Source organism: uncultured Veillonella sp., assembly GCF_963524655.1.
In the GTDB taxonomy this organism is placed as follows: Bacteria; Bacillota; Negativicutes; order Veillonellales; family Veillonellaceae; genus Veillonella.
This window is the reverse complement of the sequence record NZ_CAURHA010000004.1, coordinates 20,973-42,077: the sequence shown is the minus strand read 5'-3', so window position 1 is coordinate 42,077 and position 21,105 is coordinate 20,973. Positions and strand designations below refer to the sequence as shown.

Sequence of the window (21,105 nt, the reverse complement as noted above, 5' to 3'; positions counted from 1 at the left end):
TCTATGATTACATTTTCCTTTACTGTAGCTAGACCTTCTGTGACTGTGAAAGCCGATGGTGCTCTGCCGTCTGGCATTACTGTGCTGACTGGACAGTCCGGTAGTGGTAAAAGTACGTTTATCAAATGCATCGCGGGCCTCGTGAAACCCACAACTGGCAGTATTCAATGTGATGAAACAACGTGGGTTGATCGAGATAAAAAGCTTTGGGTGCCCGCTCAAGAGCGACAAGTAGGCTATATGCCACAAGGCAATATTGTGTTTCCCCATCTATCGGTAGAGCGTAATATTACCTATAGCAAACGAGGTACACCTGACATGTGTAATACGTTGTTACAACGGTTAGGTTTAGAAAAATACCGCCATACTAAGGCGGGGAGATTATCTGGTGGTGAGCAACAACGGGTTGCACTTGGTCGTGCTCTTTACTCTAAACCGACTGTTTTGCTCCTCGATGAGCCTTTATCTGCACTAGACTGGAATTTGAGAAAACAAGTTCGTGAGGATCTCGTATCTATCATCCGTGAATGGGATGTACCCTGCGTATGGGTTACTCATGATGAAAGCGAAGCAGAAAGCGTAGGCGATAGACACTGGACCTGTGAAAACGGGCTTATTACGATTACTGAATAATGATAAACATTCAAATCATATGGTTTTGATACAGTGATAAAATACTTTAAAATTAAATAGAGATACATAAAAACACCTTCATAATCCTATGAACTGCACCCCAAAAAATGTGTCCAATTTTTGGGGTGCAGTTCACCTACTGGCGGATTGTGAAGGTGTTTTTTCTTAGTTAGTTAATACTAATGAGAGCAGTGTATTTACTTTCATTTTGGTTATTGCTTGATTTCAGCAGATGTGTGTGCTGTTTTACTTATAAATCCAATGATAGCTGTAACAACAAATGCCATTGTAAAGGCTGGTAATGTAGCACCTATTGTGCTTTCACTATGTAACATATAGTGGTATAAACTAACGGATACGGCCCAAATAAGACCTCGTACGAGATAAGCGGATAATGTTTGGACTTGTTGGCGATTGATAAAGTAGTCCGCCAATAAGATGGCAATCATCGGTGCAAATACAGAGCCGATGAGGTATAGGAAGTCTGTAATATCATCCATTGGATATAGAATAGCTGCAATAGTGCCCACAATAGTAACGATGACGGCGATACCTTTACTAGATGCACCGTTATAGATAGTCGTACTAGATACGCCTGCAGAGTAAGCGTCCATAAAGGTTGTAGTAACGGTAGAGAAGATGATAACGATGAGGCCTGCAAGACCGAGGCCTGCATTCATCATGATAGTAATGATGGAGTCGCCACCGCCAAAGATTGCGGCACTAAGACCTAAGGTGTACATAACGATACTTGTTACAGTGTAGACTGTAGCACTTGTAAGTGATGCGGAGAAAGGTTTTTTACTTTCACGGGTATAATCACTGATGAGAGGTAGCCAAGATAGTGGCATGGCAATAGATAACTCAAGAGCAGCGATGAAACTCATGTTTCCGCTAGTTAGAAGGATACCTTCACTAGGCCACTGCGATATCATGTGCGCGCCCATGTAGAGGGTGAGCCCTAGCAATAGAACAGATACGATGGCTTGAATATAGCCCGTATTGTGGAGGCCGATGAAAAGCCATAAGATGACAAGTGATCCGATAGCTATCGTCCAAATTATAGGGGATAGAGGTGCTAGCTCTTGTAAGGCTAGCATGGCATCGTAGATCATGATGCTAGTCCAACCGATAAGTTGAAGCATATTTAAAAAGGCAAAGCCTTTAGCTCCTAGTGGTCCAAAGCTGAAGGCGGTTGTATTCATACTGCCTTGCCGTAAACGTCCACCAATGAGTCCTGCTCCAAAGAGCAATATACCGCCGATGATATGCCCCAGTATGATAGCATATAGACCTTGAGTGAGCCCTAAGGGGGCCAGATAAGTTCCTGTCATAATTTCCGCTATAGATAGAGCGGCACCAAACCATATCATGGCGAACTGTGGTTGTGTAATATATGTATTTTTCATACGTCCTCCTTGCCAGGAAGTCATAGAAAAAGCCGAGTTCATAGGAACTCGGCTTTTAATCCTCTATGTTCCCTACGTTGGCATTATCCAAATCAGGTTATGGGTTAAAGCGATAGCTTACTCTCAGCCCACTCTTGTGAGCACCCCGTTATGGCTTCATTATATGCGGATAATAGGAAACCGTCAATTCTTTTTGTTGCATAGATTGTATAATGATGTTATAACTAGAGTATAAAAATATATTGCCACTAGGGGTGCTTTTGCTGAGATTGACCATTCAAAACCCTAGACCTGATCCAGATAATACCGGCGTAGGGAAGTGGAGTGCAACATAATACTAAACTATTACGAGACCATTCCATTTGGAGTGGTCTTGTTTTATATGTTTGGAGGTATTATGAAAAAACTGATTATTGCTAGCATATGTGTGGCCTTAGGCGTAGTGTTATCTACTACATCAATTCCTGTTGGGCCGGCTCGTATTTTTCCGTTTCAACATATGATTAATGTTATTTTAGCCGTTGTGGTGGGGGCAAGATTTTCCGTAGGTGCTGCCTTTAGTACATCTTGTTTACGCAATGTATTGGCACTAGGTTCTCCTTTAGCCTTTCCTGGCAGCATGATTGGCGCTTGGTTATCGGCTTATTTATATAAGAAATATAACGCTCTATGGGCGGCGGCTCTAGGCGAAATCATTGGTACTGGCCTTATCGGTGCTCTCGTGAGTTATCCTATAGCCAATTTCTTGTTAGGTAAACCTTTGGCATTGTTGACTTTGATTACATCCTTCGCCATGAGCTCTGTAGCAGGTGCCTTTATTGGTTTCATAGTATTACAAATCTTATCTCGTCGTCATCTATTACATAAGGAGGCATAATGAAACTACATACTGCATTGACAATTGCTGGTACTGATCCTAGCGGTGGTGCTGGTATTATGGCCGATTTAAAATCCTTCCAAAGTCGTCACGTATACGGCATGGCTGTTGTTACCTCTGTGGTAGCCCAAAATACGACGGGCGTACATCATGTAGAACATCTGTCGCTAGAGAGTATTGACCGACAATTACACGATGTGTATTCTGACATTGAACCTCAAGCCGTTAAGACGGGCATGATTGCCTTGCCGGAGATGATGGATCTTATCTATCCTTATGTGAGTAAACCAATTCCTTATGTAATGGATCCCGTTATGATTGCCACTAGCGGTGACCGACTCGTATCAGATGAGGCAGTAAATTTCTTAAAATCCAAACTCATTCCGACGGCTACAGTGATTACACCAAACCGTAGTGAGGCTGAGGTCTTAGCGGACATGTCTATTGATTGTGAAAGTGACATAACAACGGCTGCGAATCGTATCTTACAGGACTTAGGACCTCAAGTAGTTATCATTAAAGGCGGTCACATCGGCGAAGATGCAACGGATTATGCTTTCACTAAAGATGGTAGCATCCGTAGTTGGACAAGCCCTAAATATGATACGGTACATACTCATGGAACGGGCTGTACCTTCTCCGCAGTGATTACGGCGGAGCTTGCAAAAGGCCGTGATGTAATGGATGCCATTGGTATTGCCAAGGACTATATTGCACTTGCTATTAAACATAATCCTGGGCTGGGAAATGGCTGTGGTCCCGTTAATCATATGGCTTACGACCTGTTATCTAATGGACCTGAAACGATGGATGATCTCTTGAAAAATGACGAGAGGAGATAGTGATATGACCCATGAAAATCCATATATGAATGGTCAAATTTGGCCTGAACTCAATATATTAGAAATCTTGCGCCAGAGAAACCCTCTCGTTATTTGTATTACCAATGATGTGGTGAGGACCTTTACGGCCAATGGTTTACTCGCCATTGGCGCATCGCCTGTGATGAGTGAGTGTAGTGAAGATTTGAAAGACCTCATCGTCCATGCATCGGCGCTACTCATCAATATTGGTACTCTTACACCAGACAAGGTTAGTTACTACAAAGATGCCATAGCACTGGCGAAGAAACATGAGGTTCCTATCGTTTTAGATCCAGTGGGATGTCATGCGGGGGCTTATCGTTTATCTGTGGTGTTAGACTTGATTAAGACTGGTGATATCTCATTAGTGCGAGGTAATCAAAGTGAAATTAAAGCTATCTACGATGCTTTAATTCCTAATAATCAGGCAGATACATCCACTACCGGTAAAGGTGTAGATGGAGGACAAATCGAGGATAGTGCTGTTATCGCATATCGTCTAGCGCGCCTAATCAACTGTCCTGTTGTAGCTACTGGCGAAGAGGATTATGTTTCTGATGGAACTCGGGTATTTGCCGTTCCACACGGACACCCTATTATGACGGCTGTAACGGGCACGGGCTGTCTATTAGGGGCTGTATTGGCGGCTTTCTTCAGTGCTTATTATCCATGTAAAAACAGACTATCTATCGGTGAGTTTCTCGCCTATGCATTGGCTTACTATGGTTTGGCCGGTGAAAATGCAGTGCAGGTAAGTGGCGTAAAACCTGGTAGCTTTAGTGTAGCCTTTATGGATAGTTTGTATACACTCGATGATGCAGTGCTTATGTCTGAAAATCGTATACGCCCTGTAGTTGTGCCAGATCAATTGCAAGTATATTTCATCAGTGGTACGCAAGATGTGGAACTGAATGAGAATCGTTTACTCTCTATCGTAGAGGACGCTTGTCGAGGCGGTGTGACTTGTTTCCAATTTAGAGAAAAGGGCGCAGGTACCTTAGTGGGGCAACAGAAACTAGAGTTAGCCCAACAGTTAAAACAAATCTGTGCTAAGTACAATGTACTCTATGTTATCAACGATGATGTAGACTTAGCGATGGCTGTTAATGCTGATGGTGTACATGTAGGTCAAGAAGATATGCGGCTAGAAGAGGTGCGTAATCTTGTGGGCCATAAGGTGGTTGGTATTTCAATTCACTCTGTGGAGGAACTACATAAGACCGATGTAATCTACGCTGATTGTGTAGGTGTAGGACCTATGTACGCTACAAGCAGTAAACCTGACGCCCAAGTACCGTGCGGACCAAATCGAATTACTGAACTACAAGCAGAAGGGCTAACATTACCATGTGTAGGAATTGGTGGCATCACTTTAGATAATGCGAAACCTATACTACAAGCAGGGGCCTCTGGTGTAGCTGTAATTTCTGCTATTGCTCATGCAGATAGTCCTTATGAAGCGGTGCAACAATTTAAATGTTTAGTTGATGGTATTAAGTAGTTAGTATATTAGATAATAGAAGGGTTATAGGACAAAAAGTGTTGCTATTTTAGTCCCAAAGATTGGTAAATAGGCGATCATAATTATGCAAATCACTCCAAACAATAGCATCACCCCAAGTCGGAATAGAAGCTTCTAACCTAGATTGTTCATGTATGGTATGATATATATCAGAAATACTCTTGTTGATCGGCATAACCTTAAGTATTTCTGCATTAGAAAGCGGGTTTGGTGAGTGCATATAGCACCACCAGAACACCGCTTTTATTCGTCTTTCAATAGACATTCCTCTATGATTACGTAACATAGTGCGTAACTGAGCATTTACACCACCTTCTATACGATTATTAGTAGCTGGGCAGGCACATGTTAACGATGCATCTAAGTAAGTAAATAAACATCTTTTGTTAATCAATTTAACTAAGGAATTTTCTGCTTTTATAAGTCGTTCATGTTTAGGTCGTATCGTACCATTTTCATCAACTGTTATTTCTGATAGGAATACTCTATGTCGTACTTTCCATGACATAACGTTTTGTACCCACTTTATAGCATGATCTTGCGTGTGTATTGTTAATAAATCCCTTGCAATTCCATATAACTCACAACCAGCAATCGTTTTAGGACGTATTGTTGTATAGCGTTTTACTTGTTGAAATGCATGAAATAAGCATCTTTGTAGTTTGGCTTTCGGCCAAACTTTTTTTAATGCCTTTTGAAAGCCGGTACCACCATCGGATATAACTACTATAGGTGATGAAATACGTCGTAATAAAGCCTCCCAAGCCTTAGAATGCTCATATCTACAAACATACCAGCCTAAGACATGCGTCTCATTACAACAGATTAAAATACAAGCATTTCTAGCTAAATAAATACCATCAACAAATACCACACTACTTGATGATTCAACTTTTGGTGGTAATGGCCAAAGCTCCCAAAACTGTGATGTTTTTCTACGAAATGAACGTCCATCGCCAGCCATATCTAACTGTGTGTGTTTACCAAATAACCAATCCAAAAATATCTGTAAATTATTGTTAGTTTTATTCACTTTATTTGTGAATGAGTAAGAACATTGATTACAATACCAACGTTGAGAACCCGCATTTGTTTTACCATTTCTCTTACAGACGAAACCACAATTAGGGCATCTGACTAGTTTCATAATTATACTCCTTCTAAAAAATATATCTCTTTAGAAAGATAAAACCTCATTTGAGTCAGTAAAATCAAGGAGTTTCAGACTTTTTAGCAACACTTTTTGTCCTATATGTAAAAGTTACTCAAAAAGATAAAATGCCGATGGAGCTAGTATTTAACTAGTTCCATCGGCATTAATAGCAACACTTTTTGTCCTATAACCCTAATAGAATATACTCTTTAATAGTAAATAGAACACAAAAAAGACGATGACTTGAGTCATCGTCTTTTTTTTAGGAAGTTGTCAGTACTTACTGTAAGATTAAGTGTACTTACATGTATAGTTTCATTAAAATCTGTACTTACAGGTTGTTAGTTTAGTTAGTGTAGTACTTACAGATTAGATGGATTCAACGAAACGGTGGAAGAAAGCTTGTGGGTGAGCACATACTGGGCAAACTTTAGGAGCTTCTTCACCAACGTGTACATAGCCACAGTTAGCGCAGATCCAAGCTACTGGTTGGTCGTTGTGGAATACTTTGTTACCAGATACTTGAGCTGCTAATGCAAGGTAACGAGCTTCATGACGAGCTTCGATTTTACCAACTTCGCGCATTTGGTAAGCGATTTTTGCAAAGCCTTCTTTTTCAGCTTCGTCAGCGAAATCTTTGTACATTGTAGTATGTTCGTAGTTTTCACCAGCTGCTGCATCACGAAGGTTAGCTTCGATATCGGAAGATACGTCGCCACCATGAAGAGCTTTGAACCACAATTTAGCATGAGCGGATTCGTTGTGAGCTGTTTCTTCGAAATAATCAGCGATTTCGTTCATGCCAGCTTTACGAGCTGCTGCTGCGTAGAAAGTATATTTTTGGAATGCTTGGGATTCGCCAGCGAATGCTGCTTGAAGATTTTTTTCAGTGTTTGTACCTTTTAATTCAGCCATTTTAATACTCCTTTGTACTTACGATAATTTTCAAATTTGTTACTTAACTTATATATTCATAACCACTTGGTTGTGAATTCAAATAATAGAATACTTATTCTACAATTTTCGTGGGCGACTTCGCCTTGGTAAGAAAACTTATTCTTAGATCAAATAGACACTTGTCTAACTCTTAAAATAGTACTTACTTATTTGTGTTTTTCGGCACTTGCCGTCTTAACAGTTTTATATACAATGTGCTATCCGTATACTTAACGAATAATCATTGTTGACTATATTGTAACATACTAAATGAGAAATGCAAGTGTTTTTGTAAAATTTATTTCGAAAATTTTCTAAATGATAAATATTATCAAAGTAGTAAGAATGCGGTTTCTTAAAGAATGAAAAGTATGGGATTTACAAAAAATAGTCATTTTGATATTGAGAATGATAACTAAATGAAAAATCATTATTGATTAGTTGTTGATATTATTTTCTTTAGATGTACTAATAATTCCTCATAATATAGAGCTTGTTAGCCAAAATTATTTTTGGCTTATAACTATAAAATGTTAAATATAATTACTGATCAACAGGTAAGCGACATATAAATCAAAGTTAGAAATTGTAAAACAGAACAGAATAAACTAAATAAGAACGGTAAATAGAATAAGATAGAATAAATAGATTCAGTAAAATAAATAGAATAAATAGTATGTTGTTATATATAAGATGGTTGAACTATAGAATTAAGATATATTTATAGAATCAATTGATTTATGTATAATAAGTATATACATACTAACGTAAAAGGAGGCGCTATGGCATTTGTTAGATATTATGTAGGCGATGTGGTGAAGATGAAAAAATCACATCCTTGCGGTAGTGACGAGTGGGAAGTGAAACGTATTGGCACGGATTTTCTCATCGTATGTAACGGCTGTGGTCATCAACTGCTGATGCCGCGCCCTAAATTTGAAAAGGCTGTCAAGAAAATCGTTTCTCGATTGCCAGAGAATGAGTAAGGAGGTCTTATGGTACGACTTACCGACTATGTGACAAATGGGGGCTGTGCGTGTAAGATCGGTCCGCATATATTAAATCGTGTTTTGAAAGCAGTGACACCTGTTACAAATGACCAAGTCTTAGCGGATATGACTGGTTCTGATGATGCAGGTGTATATAAAATTTCTGATACATTGGCATTGGTACAGACTTTAGATTTCTTCACCCCTATGGTGAATGATCCCGTTTTATTTGGTAAGATTGCCGCTGCTAATGCATTAAGCGATGTGTATGCTATGGGTGGAACTCCATTGACTGCCATGAACATCGTAGGCTTTCCAGTACCTCTTGTTGAGCAAGGAATATTAACAGACGTGTTAAACGGCGCGGGTTCAATTGTCGCCGAATCTGGTGCAGCTATCGTAGGTGGCCATAGCATAGAAAATAAAGAACCCATCTTTGGTATGTCTGTGACAGGGCAAGTAAATCCTAATTGTATTTGGAAAAACAAAGGGGCCCAAGTAGGGGATGTATTGGTACTAACAAAACGTATTGGAACAGGTATCATGAATAATGCGCTGAAAGCAGATTTATTCCCTGTAGGTACAGAGCAAGCTGTCACTAGCATGAGTACTTTAAATAGAGTAGGTGCAGAGGTTGCTCACAACTTTACTGTGCATGCTTGTACTGATGTGACTGGTTTTAGTCTTATGGGGCACTCTGTAGAAATGGCTAGTGCCTCGGATGTGACAATACACATTAAGGCTTACGACATTCCTCTCTTTGATGATGTCATCGAAGCGGCTCAGATGGGATTAGTACCAGCTGCATCCTATGGGAATCGCAAAGCTATAACAGACGTTCAAGTAGATCAGGCTTTGGACCCTGTATGGACGGATATTCTCTTTGATCCCCAAACCTCGGGTGGTTTACTGTTCTCTGTTCCTGCTAATGAAGGTGAACAACTCGTAGAGGCGTTACATAAGGCTGGTATAGACTGTGCGGCTATAATTGGTACTGTTGAAAGCTTTAGTGGATTAGCAGTACGCGTTACAGAATAAAATTATAAAAACAGGGATTTACTATTAGCATAGATATTTGATTAAAGTATATTAGCTAATACTTTCACAAAATATATAATGTATATAATATAGAGGTGTATGATGAGCAATACAAATGAATTAACTGTAGATGTACGTGGTAGCTTGTGTCCAAAACCTGTGATTGAAACTAAGAAGATTAGCGATGCGAATCCAGATGCTGTTATTACTACTATTGTAGATAATGAAGTGAGTCGCGATAATGTAGAAAAGTTTGGCAAGTCTCGCGGTTATGGGGTGGCAATCCGCCAAGATGGTAAGGATTTCTACCTCACTATGACGCCAAATGCAAATCCTGTTACAGAAGCGAGTTGCGAACCGATGAACTATGGTAATCGAGTTATCTTGATGACAAAAGATTATCTCGGTGAAGGTAGTGAAGAGCTCGGTAGAAATTTGATGAAAACCTTCTGGGTGTGCATGGTAGAAGCCGATGTAAAACCATCTAAAATCTATTTCATCAACAGCAGTGTTAAGATGGTTGTAAATGATTCTGTTCATTTAGAAAATATAAAAAAACTAGCTGATCTTGGTGTTGAAATTGCAGCATGTGGCATTTGTCTCGATTATTTTGGGGTAAAAGAAGAGCTTGGCGTAGGTAGTATTACAAATATGTACGCTATTACGGACTCTATTCTTGGGGAGAATTTAGTTAAGTTATAATTCTTATCACTGATATTTTAACAGACAGATTTAGACGAGATACCTTAGCTTTAAATGGATAGTCAATGTTATAACAATGTAATGGTAGATGCTATGATAGGAGGTGAGGCCTTGGAAAATAAAAAATTGCTAGTCGTCTTTACGTCCTATTATTTTGGCGATAAAGCAGACAAGATACTAACAGAATTAGCGGTGCCTCATCAATTGATGGCTACACCTCCAGAGCTTTACGATATGTGTGGTTTATCTGTGCAAATAGATCCAAGTATTGTAGAGCAGGTTCAGACTATTTTAAAAGAACATAAGATTAGTACATCTGGCCTCTTTTGGTATGAAAAAGGTGAGCTAGCTGTACCATATAAAGCCTAGACATCGTCTAGGCTTTTTCTTGTTTTTTATTAAAATTTTCATTCTTCTGTAATTTAACGGCTAACTATGGTACTATAAATATATGATATTTTTTATCATTATGGAGGTATATATGAGCAAGTATGAAATAGAAAATGTAAAATTAACAGCCCCTAAATTGGATCGTAACGATTTAGAATATGCTATGACCTATCGTTATGCATGTAAAAAGTTTGATAGCACGAAGAAGATTTCTGAAGAAGATTGGAATGCTATTTTAAGAGCAGCTCGTTTGGCACCCACATCCCTTGGTTTTGAGCCTTTTGAATTGTTAGTTATCCAAAATCCAGAAATTCGGGAAAAAATGAAAGCTCATGGCTGGGGGATTCATGCGGGCCTTGAAGCAAGTCATTTTGTGGTATTCTTAACACGTAAAAAGGTAGATTTAGAATTTGATTCTCCCTATGTACGTTACATTCAAGAAGAGGTTAAACAATTACCTGCTGAAGTAGATGCTATTTATAAAGAAAAATATGCTCAATTTACTACAAGTGATTATAAAACATTTGAGTCTGAACGTGCTGCTTTTGATTGGGCCTCTAAACAAGCGTATATCGTTATGGCGAATATGATGACAATGGCTGCTTATGAAGGCTTAGATTCTTGTCCGTTAGAAGGCTTCAATCAAGATGACATGACAGAACTCTTAGGTGATGAACTTGGCCTATTCGATACTAAACACTTTGGCATTGCTGTAATGGCTGCCTTTGGTTACCGAGACGAAGAACCACATCGTAATAAAACGCGCCGTACTTTAGACGAAATTGTAACAGTAGTTGAGTAGATCATATATGTAGAACTAAATCGAAATTCTTCATTTAATCTTTAGAATTGAATGCTATATTATAAAATACAATGATTCTAAAATATTCATAAAAACTGTATTATTTGATAGGATTTATGAATATTTTGATTGAATAGGAAGGAGTGATTGTATGTTATGGTCAATTATTGTTGGTGGTTTTATCGGGTTCCTAGCTGGTGCCATCACTAACAAAGGCGGTGCAATGGGCGTTATCGCTAACGTTGTTGCTGGTTTAATTGGCTCGTCCGTAGGTCAGTCCCTATTTGGTACTTGGGGTCCTAGCTTAGCAGGAATGTCCTTAATTCCATCTGTATTGGGTGCAGTAATTGTTGTTGCTGTAGTCTCATTTTTCTTCGGAAAAAAAGGATAGCCCTTTACTTATAAAAGTAGATTTTATATGGTTAAACGTGATTTTACATGAAAGGAGTCACAATTATGGCATTAGATGATAAATTAGATCAAGTTAAAGGTGCAGTAAAAGAAAATGTTGGCAAATTAACTGATGACAAACAAATGGAAGCAGAAGGCGTTGTTGAAAATACAGTAGCAAAAGTAAAAGACGCTGCTAATGATATTGCAGATGATGTTAAGAAAGCTGCAGATGATGCTAAAGATGCTGTAGAAGGTGCGATTAGTGGCCTTAAAAATGCATTGGGCAATGATGACAAATAAAATTAAATAAAAGCTTTTTGTAGCATTAAAAAAACCAGTAAATCGTTCGATTTACTGGTTTTTTGTTATTAATTTGTATTATACGTTGAAGCGGAAGTGTGTTACGTCGCCGTCTTTCATAACGTATTCTTTGCCTTCTAGGCGTACAAGGCCTTTTTCTTTAGCCGCATTTTGGCTGCCACAAGCTTGTAAGTCATCGAAGGATACGATTTCAGCACGGATAAAGCCTTTTTCAATATCGGAGTGGATTTTACCTGCTGCTTGAGGCGCTTTTGTGCCGTTTACGATTGTCCATGCACGAGCTTCCATTTCACCAGCCGTGAAGTAGTTGATAAGACCTAATAGTGCATAACTTGCTTTAATAAGCTTAGTTAAGCCGGATTCTTCAAGACCAAGATCTTCAAGGAATGCAGCGGATTCTTCGTCGGATAATTCTGCGATTTCAGATTCGATACGGGCGGAAACAACTACGATGCCAGCACCTTCAGCTTTTGCGTATTCTTCTACGCGTTTTACATGTTCGTTAGCGGAGTAATCAGCTACTTCGTCTTCGGACACGTTAGCAACGAAGAGGGATGGTTTAGCTGTGAGCAAAGTTAATTCTTTGATCATTTCTAATTCGTCTTCGTTAAGACCTTGTGCACGAACTGGTTTAGCTTCGCCAAGACCTTCGATGATGCGGTCTAACAATGGCAATTCAGCACGAGCATCTTTATCGCCAGATTTAGCGATTTTTTCAATACGTTGTTTGCGTTTTTCTACGGACTCAAGGTCAGCAAGACAAAGTTCAGTATTGATGATCTCGATGTCGCGGATTGGATCGATAGAACCTGCAACATGAGTGATGTTAGGATCCTCGAAGCAACGAATAACTTGAGCAATGGCGTCTACTTGACGGATGTGGCTAAGGAATTTGTTACCTAAACCTTCACCTTTGGACGCACCTTCTACGAGGCCTGCAATATCTACGAAGCGCATAGCAGCAGGAAGGATGCGTTTAGAACCGAACATTTCAGCTAATACAGCTAAACGGTTATCTGGAACGTCAACGACACCTACGTTTGGCTCGATTGTACAGAATGGATAGTTGGCAGCTTCAGCGCCTGCTTTTGTAATGGCGTTGAATAATGTACTTTTACCAACATTTGGAAGGCCTACGATGCCTACTTCTAAATTTGTGCTCATGGTACCACCTTTTATTAACTAATTGATTTCGTTCTTTGTGAAAGCTTCCGTAGAAACTCTATCAAATAAATATTATATCATATAGATGCTATAAATTTGTACTAAAAAAGTGACACTATTAGTCACATAGGTGACTAGTAGTGTCACTAAACAAAAACCCACACTGAGGTGTGGGTTTTTGTTATATTTCTTATAGAGAATGTGCTCTCAAGTCCGCAGCAGATTGTGTAGAAATCCAAGCTGGTGGAATGTCGAATACTGTGTAGCAACCTGTTCCGCCGTGTTTAGCAAGGCGGTAGAGGCCACGTGCGTAAGCAACGAGGGCAGAACCTGTGAATTCAGGGTTGGAATCAAGTTTCAAAGAGTACTCGATAACGTGACGAGTGCCATCTGTACTTTCACCAGATCGAAGAACGAAGCCACCATGTGGAATGCCTTTGTGGTCGCGATCAAGTTCTTCTTGAGAAATGAAGTGAACTACAGTTTCGTAACCTACGAAGTAGTTTTCCATAGTTTTGATTTCGTTTTCAATTTTAGCTTTGTCCGCATCAGGAGCCGCTACTACGTAGCACTCACGAAGGTGACCTTTATAGCCATCAACGTCAGGAGTTTGACCGTTGCGGATTTCGTCTAAGTATTGTTCTTTAGGAACAGTGTATTGACGAGCATCAACTACGCCTTCAAGACGACGGATTGCGTCGGAGTGACCTTGGGATACGCCGCGGCCCCAGAATGTGTAGGATTTGCCTTTTGGCAAGATTGCTTCAGCGTAAACGCGTTGCAAGGAGAACATGCCTGGATCCCAACCACATGAAATCAATGTAGCAGTTTTAGCTTCTTTAGCTACTTTGTCTACATTAGCAAAATGCTCAGGGATACGTGCATGTGTATCGAAGGAATCGATACAGTTAAAGTATTTAGTTACCATTGGTGTTTGTTCGATAAGGTCTGTTGCGGAACCGCCACAAAGAACCATTACATCGATTTTACCTTTGAAATTAGGAATATCTTCCATAGAGTAAGTAGGTACACCAGACACAGTTTCAATACCTTGACGGCGAGAGAATACGCCTACGAGCTCCATATCAGGTTGTAATTGAACGGATGCTTCTACGCCACGAGCCAAATTGCCGTAGCCAACGATACCAATACGAATATTCATATTAGCCTCCTATATTAATCGATAAATTTAATAATTAACATAACTATTATAGCACAAAATAAATGTATTTAATATTTTTCTATAGAATTCATCAATCTAGATTGTAAAAGTAATATATCTATCAATATGACCATACATTTGAAAATCAGTTTAAGTTTAACTATATCGATACATTGCGTTTTGTTATAAAGATCAAACTAAATAATAATATATATTAAGGTATAGAAAAGACCGATTACCTTCCTATTATGGGATTGTAATCGGTCTTTTTATTTTATAGGTATTAGAATTGTAACGTTTTGATTCTTTCAACAGCGCGAATAGTATTTTCACGGCTACCAAAAGCTGTTAAACGTAGGTATCCTTCACCATGAGGGCCAAAGCCAGAGCCTGGTGTAGATACGATTTGAACCTTTTCAAGTAAGATATCGAATAATTCCCAGCTAGTCATGTTGCCTGGTGTTTTGAGCCAAATGTATGGAGCATCTACGCCACCATATACAGTAAGGCCGATAGATTCTAGACCTTCTTTGATGATGCGGGCATTTTCTTTGTAGTACGCAATGTTTGCTTGTGTTTGTTCTCGGCCTTCCTTAGTGTACACTGCTTCAGCACCGCGTTGGATGATGTAAGGCACACCGTTGAATTTAGTGCATTGGCGGCGGTTCCACATAGGATTGAGGGCTTGGCGTTCACCGGATTTAGTTTTGCCTGTCACTTCTTTAGGCACTACTGCATAAGCACAACGTGTGCCTGTGAAACCTGCCGTTTTGGAGAAGGAACGGAACTCAATGGCTACTTCGCGAGCGCCTTCGACTTCGTAGATAGATTTTACAGTGTCTTCTGTGCTGATGAAAGCTTCGTAAGCGGAGTCAAACATTAAGATAGCGTCGTTATCTTTACACCATTTTACCCACTCTGCTAGACGAGCACGGCTCAATACCGTTCCTGTTGGATTGTTAGGGGAGCAAAGATATACAATATCTACTCTTTCAGAGGGAAATTCTGGAGAAAAATTATTTTCTGCAGAAGTAGGGAGGTATACAACCTTTTGGAAGATACCGTCTACAGCTTCGCCAGTACGACCACCCATAACATTGGAGTCTAAATATACTGGATACACTGGATCTGTAATAGCGATGACATTATCTTCGCTGAATAATTCTTGGATGTTGCCAACGTCAGATTTTGCACCGTCAGACACGAATACTTCGTCGATTGAAATATCTACACCTAATGGTTTGTAATCGCCATCAACGATTGCTTGGCGCAAGAAGTCATAGCCTTGTTCTGGGCCGTAACCGCGGAATGTTTCTGCTTTGCCCATCTCCTGAACCGCTTTGCTCATGGCATCGATAATTGCAGGAACAAGCGGTAACGTAACATCGCCAATACCAAGACGAATAATATCTGCATCTGGATGTGCGGCTTGGTACTCATTTACCTTTTTTGCAATATTAGCAAATAAATAAGAACCTTGTAGATTTAAGTAATTTTCATTGATATTAGCCATGATGATTCCTTTCTAAATGTAACTCTTTTTACTATAGTAAAGGATAAAAAAGATTTATGCAATAACTTTCTATAGAATGTTGAAAGTTATTTTTTAGATTATTAATTAGTTAATTTTAGATAGAGGAATTCATAATGGGTAATTTATTACTCGTAGTGAATAGTATAGTAAAAGTATAATAAATTTAAATTAACTTTAGTTATCATTGATTCGAAGTGGGTGTTTCATCATTTACTCATATAATTCATGCTGATATAATAAAGTTATAGTATAAATCTCGTGGATATCGCATATAAGCTGGTTATTCTTAGTGTTGGGGCTATTGTTGATAAGGGAGAATAGAGATGTCTGATTGTGAGCAATTTTATAATAATATTTGTAAAGAAATTAATAGGAGCGATAAATTAAAAGATTTTAAAACAATATTTAGTGTTAAACAGGGCTCTGAAGATAAGAATGTAAAGCTAACAGAGGTGCAAAAATTTGCGGCAAACTTTTATAAAGCATCTATTATAAACTACAAAGGGCATGTAACAGGTAAATCAAAAGTTAATAATACTCGATATAGCGAAGTTATTGCAGATACACTTGTATCAAAAGGTTACATTAAAACATGGCTCGAATTAGAATCTTTAAGACCTAACCATTTTGATACAGGTCATAATCATTCTGAAAGTGTTGATATAAATAAGTTGCAGATCAGTAATCGAAAAGAAGAAATCTTAGCAAAACTATTATTCTATCAACGTGACGTTAAGGATTTAGGTTATATTTTTGATTATCAAACACCGCTGAAAGCAGATCGAAGTGATTCGTATGGCAAAATAGATCTTTTAGGCTATAACTCCAAAGATAAATGTTATTCAATAATTGAATTAAAATATCGTCCGTCTGGTAGTGAGGAAACTTTATTACGCTGTGTTTTAGAGGCTTATACATATTACAAATTATTTGATTTGAATCAGATAGAATCTGCTCAAGATCATAACGGTATAACTGAATTGAGAGCGTTAAAGGATTATAAGCATACCAAGAACGCTGAATTAGTAATTTTATTTGATGAGAAGTCTCGGGCTAAAAACGATGGTGGAGAAAACTCAAATTTAATGCTACGGATAGATTTGCCGAATAAAGATAAAGCAGATAAAACAAAGAAAGTATATTATCCGTCTAAAACAGTTGAAAGCCAACAACATAAAGAGTGCCAAGAGTTACTTACAACTGATAAACGTGATTCTTTACGAACCTTATGTGAAGCAATCTTAAAGCAAGAGCCTCATTTAAAACAAATTCGATTTGTTGTATTACGTACTGATACAGATAGTAAATCTTCTTATCCAACTAATATAAAAGGTTGGTCTAGAAAATTAGATCGATTATATCGAGCAGAGACATTACTAACTATTCCTAGCAAAGGTTAAGTATGAATATAATTATCCATCGTGGCACTCATCAAATTGGTGGTAGTGCCATAGAAATTAGTACAGCATCTACCCGCATTATACTGGATTTTGGTAACGAATTGAGTCTAGATGAAAATTACATACCTATAAATTTAGATATAGACGGTGTCACAAAAGGGTTACCAGATTGTGATGGTATTGTGATTTCACATTATCATATGGATCATTTAGGACAACTGACTGCTGCATTACCAGAAATACCATTATATATGGGAGAGTTAAGTAAAGAAGTGGCTATGATATCTGCTGAATATCAAGATAAAAACTTATACTTAAGATTATTAGGTGCAAATACATTTCGTGGAGGAGAGGCTTTTACAATTGGTGATATACGTATCAGACCTTTGGTTATAGACCATAGTGCTGCGGATAGTTATATGTTTGTCATTGAAGCGGAAGGTAAACATGTCTTATATACAGGTGATTTCCGGATGCATGGGTTGCGCCATCATATATTAGACCAATTAGTTAACACATATATAGGTGAGGTTGATGTATTAATTACAGAGGGGACTTCTTTGTCTAGAGACGCAGATAAATACATATCTGAAGCCGCAGTATTAGACGATATTTCTTCATATATCCAAGATGGGAAATATATTTTTGTTATGTGTTCATCTACGAATATTGACCGTATTATGGGAATTTGGCAGAATATGCCAACTGATAAAGTTTTAATTTGTGATGCTTATCAGAAAAGAATATTAAACACTGTGATTAATAATGTATATTATGAAAGCTCTTTGTATCGTAGACATGATAGCCCACTAGTTCTTAGTAAAGGACCGTATCCTAAATATTATATGGATCATGGGTTTGTATCCTTAGTAAGAGGAACAGAAAATTTTATTTCTCAAATTAAAGAATTTCCTAAAGATGATGTACGTATCATATATTCCATGTGGACAGGATATATTGAAGAAAACCTAGCATTGAAAGGTTTGTTAGAAACCTACCCAACCTATATATGTCATGCCAGTGGTCATGTGTCTAAAGATGATTTGATTAAGTTTATAGAACTAGTTAATCCCGACGCTATCATTCCGGTTCATACTGATAATCCTGAGAGATTAGAGGCATTAGTACCTCATAGAAATGTGTATATCGTTAATGATAATGAGCCATTTATCATATAAATTTTTTAAGAAATTCTGTTTATGTTATATAATAAAGAAAAAGGAGAGCCATCAACGTGTGGTGGCGTTAGGCTCATCTTATAAATAGTTTTAAGAGGATAGCCTAGCGTGCGAGTATTTTGAATGCTCTATTGCGTTAGGCTTTTGTCTTTACTGTACTTTGGGCGTAGTATTTTACTACGCTTTTTTGTTGAATTATAAAAAAAATATATATCTATATGTATATTTTGATATAATGAATATATATTTAGTATAGTGCGGTTTATATGATAGTTCATATAGTTGAATATGGAAGCGGTGACTGTATGCATACGGTTAGCAATAAAAGTTGGCTTTTTATTTCTATATTAAGTGCTTTGATGGCGTTTACGTCGTTATCGACGGACATTTATTTGCCCGCCATGCCTGCTATGGGGCGCGATTTAAATGGTGATGCGGAGCTTACGATTACGGGGTTCTTAATCGGCTTCTCTTTGGCTCAGCTCTTTTGGGGCGCTGTCAGTGATAAGATTGGTCGAAAGAAACCTCTCATAATAGGGCTAGTTTTGTTTATAATAGGCTCTGTAGGCTGTGCGCTGAGTTCATCGATGATTGAACTGTTGGCATGGCGCGTATTCCAAGCTTTTGGAGCTTGTGTGGGGCCTATGTTATCGCGAGCCATCATTCGCGATCTGTATGGACGGACTGAGGCGGCAAAGATGCTGTCTACCCTGGCTATTGTTATGGCTATAGCACCTATTGCCGGTCCTTTGTTTGCCGGTCATTTGCTTGTGTGGTATACGTGGCATGCTATATTTTGGCTATTGGTTATTATAGGTGTATTCATGCTATTAGCCGTCCTATTGTTGCCTGAAACACATCCCAAGGAAAAGCGTAGCCGCAAGGATATGAGTCATACTTATATCAATTACTGGATCTTGTTGCGCAATAAAGAATTTATGAAATACACGCTTTGTGTAAGCTCCTTCTATATTGCAATCTATGCTTTTTTAACTGGTTCACCCTATGTGTACATCGATGTATTTGGAGTGCCTACAGAGTATTATGGCTATTTATTTTCCCTTAATATCATTGGTGTAATGCTCATGAGTGCAGTCAATCGGCGCATTGTAAGTGCCATGCGCCTCGATAAGTTGTTGCGCTATGCTACTATGTTTGCAGCCATATGTGTAACGATTGTTATGATTTTAATGTTTATGGGCGAACACTCTTTATGGCTTATTGTAATCGGCAGTTTCTTATTCTTCTCTATGAATGGTGTTATTGCAGCGGTTACCAATGCATTGGCATTAGAACGGGCTGGCAAGATGGCTGGCTCTGGTGCCGCTTTACTAGGGGCAATGCAATATGGTAGTGGTATTATTTCATCTTTGGTGTTAACATTCTTACCGAATAATTCGGCATACCCTATGATGTCTGTTATTACCATCTTTGTTATTATTTGTGCTATTCTAGCATTTCCTAGAGATAAACGATACGATCATTAATAATTGTGAAAGCAAGAACTCAAAATGGGTTCTTGCTTTCATCGTTTATTTAGGTTATAATAGTAAGGCTTATTGATGGTAAGCACTTCCTACCCCTATGTGTCGATAGGGGCATTAGTCCGAAAGAGGAGGTGATTTTGTATGAACAAATACGAAGTCATGTTTATTGTGAAACCAGCTGAAGAGGAAGCAACTAACGCTGTTATTGAAAAAGTAGAAGCTTTAATTGCTCGTGTAGGCGGCACAGTAGAAAAGGTAGATCGTTGGGGCAAGCGTCGTCTTGCTTACGCTGTGAAGAAATTCACTGACGGTTTCTATGTATTGATCAACTTTGAAGCAGCACCTGCTGAAATCAAAGAAATCGATCGTGTATTGAAAATCAACGATGAAGTCCTAAGACATCTAATTGTAAAACACGAAGCATAATTAAAGCCTGGAGGAAAACATGAACTCTGTACAAATTCTAGGTAATTTAGCTCGTGATCCTGAAGTACGTTACACTAAAACAGGTCGTGCGGTAGCCACTTTTACAGTAGCTGCAACAAACACCTATGTTGACTCTGCAACAAATGAAACGAAAGAACAAACTGCTTTCATCAACTGCGTTGCATGGGGTAAACTTGGTGAAGCGGCAGGCAATCTTCGTAAAGGCAGTCGTTGCTTTGTAGAAGGTCGTTTGCAAACTCGTTCTTACGAGACTCAGGACGGTCAAAAACGGTACGTTACTGAAGTAGTAGCGAACTTTGTGGGCCAATCCCTTGATATGAATACTAATTCTTTCGAAGGTGGGTCCAATTTTGATAGTTTCAGTACAGGCGGCGATGACGAAAACATCCCGTTCTAGTGTCAGGGACTCCTACTAATTCGAAAAGGAGGATTCGCAATGAGAAGAGATAGAGGCAGAAAGCCAAGAAGAAAAGTATGCGTTTTCTGTGCAGACCATATCGATCAAATCGACTATAAAGATGTTGCTAAACTTCGTCGTTTCACGACTGAACGCGGCAAAATCTTACCTCGTCGTATTTCCGGTACTTGCGCAAAACATCAACGCAAATTGACTACATCTATCAAACGTGCACGTGCAATTGCTTTATTGCCATTCACTGCTGAATAATTGATGAATCAAGGCGGTACAACCATTTGGTTGTACCG

General features: G+C 38.7%; 23 protein-coding genes and 2 riboswitches. Of the genes, 17 read left to right on the top strand and 6 right to left on the bottom strand.

Translation table 11 applies throughout. The annotated features are described in order from the left end of the window. The first annotated feature begins 3 nt into the window (after positions 1-3). Positions 4-633: an ATP-binding cassette domain-containing protein gene (locus tag RYM16_RS01710; protein ID WP_009352125.1), complete on the top strand. Its 630-nt coding sequence runs from the start codon at positions 4-6 to the stop codon at positions 631-633. A 212-nt stretch (positions 634-845) separates the two neighbouring features. Here RYM16_RS01710 and cytX read toward each other — a convergent pair whose 3' ends face one another. Next, positions 846-2,042: a putative hydroxymethylpyrimidine transporter CytX gene (cytX, locus tag RYM16_RS01705; RefSeq protein WP_314981949.1), complete on the bottom strand. Its 1,197-nt coding sequence runs from the start codon at positions 2,040-2,042 to the stop codon at positions 846-848. Between the two features lie 52 nt (positions 2,043-2,094). Next, positions 2,095-2,200: riboswitch (TPP riboswitch) on the bottom strand. 82 nt (positions 2,201-2,282) lie between these two features. After that, positions 2,283-2,377, top strand: a riboswitch (TPP riboswitch). A 62-nt stretch (positions 2,378-2,439) separates the two neighbouring features. Between cytX and thiW the strand changes: the two genes are divergently transcribed. From thiW to thiM, 3 genes are read left to right on the top strand one after another with little or no spacing between them, the layout of a single operon-like run. Continuing rightward, positions 2,440-2,919 carry an energy coupling factor transporter S component ThiW gene (gene thiW / locus RYM16_RS01700; protein WP_105081595.1) on the top strand — a complete coding sequence of 160 codons (480 nt, stop codon included), beginning with the start codon at positions 2,440-2,442 and terminating at the stop codon, positions 2,917-2,919. Then, positions 2,919-3,761 carry a bifunctional hydroxymethylpyrimidine kinase/phosphomethylpyrimidine kinase gene (gene thiD / locus RYM16_RS01695; protein WP_314981947.1) on the top strand — a complete coding sequence of 281 codons (843 nt, stop codon included), beginning with the start codon at positions 2,919-2,921 and terminating at the stop codon, positions 3,759-3,761. The genes thiW and thiD overlap by 1 nt, the downstream gene beginning before the upstream one ends. A gap of 4 nt (positions 3,762-3,765) precedes the next feature. Then, positions 3,766-5,283, top strand: coding sequence for a hydroxyethylthiazole kinase (gene thiM, locus RYM16_RS01690; RefSeq protein WP_314981945.1), 1,518 nt, complete (start codon positions 3,766-3,768; stop codon positions 5,281-5,283). A gap of 49 nt (positions 5,284-5,332) precedes the next feature. Here the strand turns inward: thiM and RYM16_RS01685 are convergent, their stop codons facing one another. Further along, complete coding sequence (locus tag RYM16_RS01685) at positions 5,333-6,451, bottom strand: IS256-like element ISVesp1 family transposase (protein ID WP_314981942.1); 1,119 nt, start codon at positions 6,449-6,451, stop codon at positions 5,333-5,335. Positions 6,452-6,826: 375 nt separating this feature from the next. Then, positions 6,827-7,372, bottom strand: coding sequence for a rubrerythrin (gene rbr / locus RYM16_RS01680; protein WP_054748060.1), 546 nt, complete (start codon positions 7,370-7,372; stop codon positions 6,827-6,829). A gap of 803 nt (positions 7,373-8,175) precedes the next feature. Here rbr and RYM16_RS01675 point away from each other — a divergent pair. The 7 genes from RYM16_RS01675 (at position 8,176) to RYM16_RS01645 (ending at position 12,007) form a co-directional block, all read left to right on the top strand. Then, positions 8,176-8,379 carry a DUF951 domain-containing protein gene (locus RYM16_RS01675; RefSeq protein WP_004693828.1) on the top strand — a complete coding sequence of 68 codons (204 nt, stop codon included), beginning with the start codon at positions 8,176-8,178 and terminating at the stop codon, positions 8,377-8,379. Positions 8,380-8,388: 9 nt separating this feature from the next. Continuing rightward, entirely contained in the window at positions 8,389-9,420 is a 1,032-nt protein-coding gene (gene selD, locus RYM16_RS01670) for a selenide, water dikinase SelD (protein WP_314981940.1), read from the top strand. Positions 9,421-9,522: 102 nt separating this feature from the next. After that, on the top strand, positions 9,523-10,122 hold the full coding sequence (gene yedF / locus RYM16_RS01665) for a sulfurtransferase-like selenium metabolism protein YedF (protein ID WP_314981980.1): 600 nt from the start codon (positions 9,523-9,525) through the stop codon (positions 10,120-10,122). A gap of 111 nt (positions 10,123-10,233) precedes the next feature. Next, positions 10,234-10,491 (top strand): DUF3343 domain-containing protein, encoded by a 258-nt coding sequence (locus RYM16_RS01660; protein WP_009352053.1) that lies wholly within the window; start codon positions 10,234-10,236, stop codon positions 10,489-10,491. 112 nt (positions 10,492-10,603) lie between these two features. Further along, positions 10,604-11,314 carry an NAD(P)H-dependent oxidoreductase gene (locus RYM16_RS01655; RefSeq protein WP_314981938.1) on the top strand — a complete coding sequence of 237 codons (711 nt, stop codon included), beginning with the start codon at positions 10,604-10,606 and terminating at the stop codon, positions 11,312-11,314. 151 nt (positions 11,315-11,465) lie between these two features. Beyond that, positions 11,466-11,705 (top strand): GlsB/YeaQ/YmgE family stress response membrane protein, encoded by a 240-nt coding sequence (locus RYM16_RS01650; protein WP_009351847.1) that lies wholly within the window; start codon positions 11,466-11,468, stop codon positions 11,703-11,705. 65 nt (positions 11,706-11,770) lie between these two features. Further along, positions 11,771-12,007, top strand: coding sequence for a CsbD family protein (locus tag RYM16_RS01645; RefSeq protein WP_009351877.1), 237 nt, complete (start codon positions 11,771-11,773; stop codon positions 12,005-12,007). Between the two features lie 78 nt (positions 12,008-12,085). Here RYM16_RS01645 and ychF read toward each other — a convergent pair whose 3' ends face one another. The 3 genes from ychF to RYM16_RS01630 all read right to left on the bottom strand — a co-directional run bounded on the left by ychF (position 12,086) and on the right by RYM16_RS01630 (position 15,867). Next, positions 12,086-13,192: a redox-regulated ATPase YchF gene (gene ychF, locus RYM16_RS01640; protein ID WP_105097742.1), complete on the bottom strand. Its 1,107-nt coding sequence runs from the start codon at positions 13,190-13,192 to the stop codon at positions 12,086-12,088. A 190-nt stretch (positions 13,193-13,382) separates the two neighbouring features. Then, on the bottom strand, positions 13,383-14,354 hold the full coding sequence (locus tag RYM16_RS01635) for a diaminopimelate dehydrogenase (protein ID WP_105097743.1): 972 nt from the start codon (positions 14,352-14,354) through the stop codon (positions 13,383-13,385). Positions 14,355-14,637: 283 nt separating this feature from the next. Then, positions 14,638-15,867: an LL-diaminopimelate aminotransferase gene (locus tag RYM16_RS01630; RefSeq protein ID WP_105081443.1), complete on the bottom strand. Its 1,230-nt coding sequence runs from the start codon at positions 15,865-15,867 to the stop codon at positions 14,638-14,640. Between the two features lie 344 nt (positions 15,868-16,211). Here RYM16_RS01630 and RYM16_RS01625 point away from each other — a divergent pair, with 344 nt between their 5' ends. From RYM16_RS01625 to rpsR, 6 genes are all read left to right on the top strand, one after another. Beyond that, positions 16,212-17,288 (top strand): hypothetical protein, encoded by a 1,077-nt coding sequence (locus RYM16_RS01625; RefSeq protein ID WP_314981936.1) that lies wholly within the window; start codon positions 16,212-16,214, stop codon positions 17,286-17,288. Between the two features lie 2 nt (positions 17,289-17,290). Then, entirely contained in the window at positions 17,291-18,466 is a 1,176-nt protein-coding gene (locus tag RYM16_RS01620; RefSeq protein ID WP_314981934.1) for an MBL fold metallo-hydrolase, read from the top strand. Positions 18,467-18,771: 305 nt separating this feature from the next. Further along, the gene (locus RYM16_RS01615; RefSeq protein ID WP_105081444.1) at positions 18,772-19,953 is read left to right on the top strand and encodes a multidrug effflux MFS transporter; all 1,182 of its coding nucleotides are present in this window, start codon (positions 18,772-18,774) and stop codon (positions 19,951-19,953) included. 141 nt (positions 19,954-20,094) lie between these two features. After that, the gene (gene rpsF, locus RYM16_RS01610; protein ID WP_004693799.1) at positions 20,095-20,379 is read left to right on the top strand and encodes a 30S ribosomal protein S6; all 285 of its coding nucleotides are present in this window, start codon (positions 20,095-20,097) and stop codon (positions 20,377-20,379) included. A 19-nt stretch (positions 20,380-20,398) separates the two neighbouring features. After that, positions 20,399-20,797 carry a single-stranded DNA-binding protein gene (locus tag RYM16_RS01605; RefSeq protein ID WP_009352155.1) on the top strand — a complete coding sequence of 133 codons (399 nt, stop codon included), beginning with the start codon at positions 20,399-20,401 and terminating at the stop codon, positions 20,795-20,797. 39 nt (positions 20,798-20,836) lie between these two features. Next, positions 20,837-21,067: a 30S ribosomal protein S18 gene (gene rpsR / locus RYM16_RS01600; protein WP_004693795.1), complete on the top strand. Its 231-nt coding sequence runs from the start codon at positions 20,837-20,839 to the stop codon at positions 21,065-21,067. Positions 21,068-21,105 lie beyond the last annotated feature (38 nt).

Bases quoted from the DNA above. Each gene is read 5' to 3' on its own strand.
- RYM16_RS01625 (WP_314981936.1), top strand. From the start codon at position 16,212: ATGTCTGATTGTGAGCAATTTTATAATAATATTTGTAAAGAAATTAAT.
- RYM16_RS01655 (WP_314981938.1), top strand. From the start codon at position 10,604: ATGAGCAAGTATGAAATAGAAAATGTAAAATTAACAGCCCCTAAATTG.
- RYM16_RS01615 (WP_105081444.1), top strand. From the start codon at position 18,772: ATGCATACGGTTAGCAATAAAAGTTGGCTTTTTATTTCTATATTAAGT.
- yedF (WP_314981980.1), top strand. From the start codon at position 9,523: ATGAGCAATACAAATGAATTAACTGTAGATGTACGTGGTAGCTTGTGT.
- thiM (WP_314981945.1), top strand. From the start codon at position 3,766: ATGACCCATGAAAATCCATATATGAATGGTCAAATTTGGCCTGAACTC.
- RYM16_RS01650 (WP_009351847.1), top strand. From the start codon at position 11,466: ATGTTATGGTCAATTATTGTTGGTGGTTTTATCGGGTTCCTAGCTGGT.
- rpsR (WP_004693795.1), top strand. From the start codon at position 20,837: ATGAGAAGAGATAGAGGCAGAAAGCCAAGAAGAAAAGTATGCGTTTTC.
- rbr (WP_054748060.1), bottom strand. From the start codon at position 7,372: ATGGCTGAATTAAAAGGTACAAACACTGAAAAAAATCTTCAAGCAGCA.
- cytX (WP_314981949.1), bottom strand. From the start codon at position 2,042: ATGAAAAATACATATATTACACAACCACAGTTCGCCATGATATGGTTT.
- RYM16_RS01685 (WP_314981942.1), bottom strand. From the start codon at position 6,451: ATGAAACTAGTCAGATGCCCTAATTGTGGTTTCGTCTGTAAGAGAAAT.
- RYM16_RS01620 (WP_314981934.1), top strand. From the start codon at position 17,291: ATGAATATAATTATCCATCGTGGCACTCATCAAATTGGTGGTAGTGCC.
- RYM16_RS01630 (WP_105081443.1), bottom strand. From the start codon at position 15,867: ATGGCTAATATCAATGAAAATTACTTAAATCTACAAGGTTCTTATTTA.
- ychF (WP_105097742.1), bottom strand. From the start codon at position 13,192: ATGAGCACAAATTTAGAAGTAGGCATCGTAGGCCTTCCAAATGTTGGT.
- RYM16_RS01675 (WP_004693828.1), top strand. From the start codon at position 8,176: ATGGCATTTGTTAGATATTATGTAGGCGATGTGGTGAAGATGAAAAAA.
- RYM16_RS01605 (WP_009352155.1), top strand. From the start codon at position 20,399: ATGAACTCTGTACAAATTCTAGGTAATTTAGCTCGTGATCCTGAAGTA.
- rpsF (WP_004693799.1), top strand. From the start codon at position 20,095: ATGAACAAATACGAAGTCATGTTTATTGTGAAACCAGCTGAAGAGGAA.
- thiD (WP_314981947.1), top strand. From the start codon at position 2,919: ATGAAACTACATACTGCATTGACAATTGCTGGTACTGATCCTAGCGGT.
- selD (WP_314981940.1), top strand. From the start codon at position 8,389: ATGGTACGACTTACCGACTATGTGACAAATGGGGGCTGTGCGTGTAAG.
- RYM16_RS01635 (WP_105097743.1), bottom strand. From the start codon at position 14,354: ATGAATATTCGTATTGGTATCGTTGGCTACGGCAATTTGGCTCGTGGC.
- thiW (WP_105081595.1), top strand. From the start codon at position 2,440: ATGAAAAAACTGATTATTGCTAGCATATGTGTGGCCTTAGGCGTAGTG.
- RYM16_RS01645 (WP_009351877.1), top strand. From the start codon at position 11,771: ATGGCATTAGATGATAAATTAGATCAAGTTAAAGGTGCAGTAAAAGAA.
- RYM16_RS01710 (WP_009352125.1), top strand. From the start codon at position 4: ATGATTACATTTTCCTTTACTGTAGCTAGACCTTCTGTGACTGTGAAA.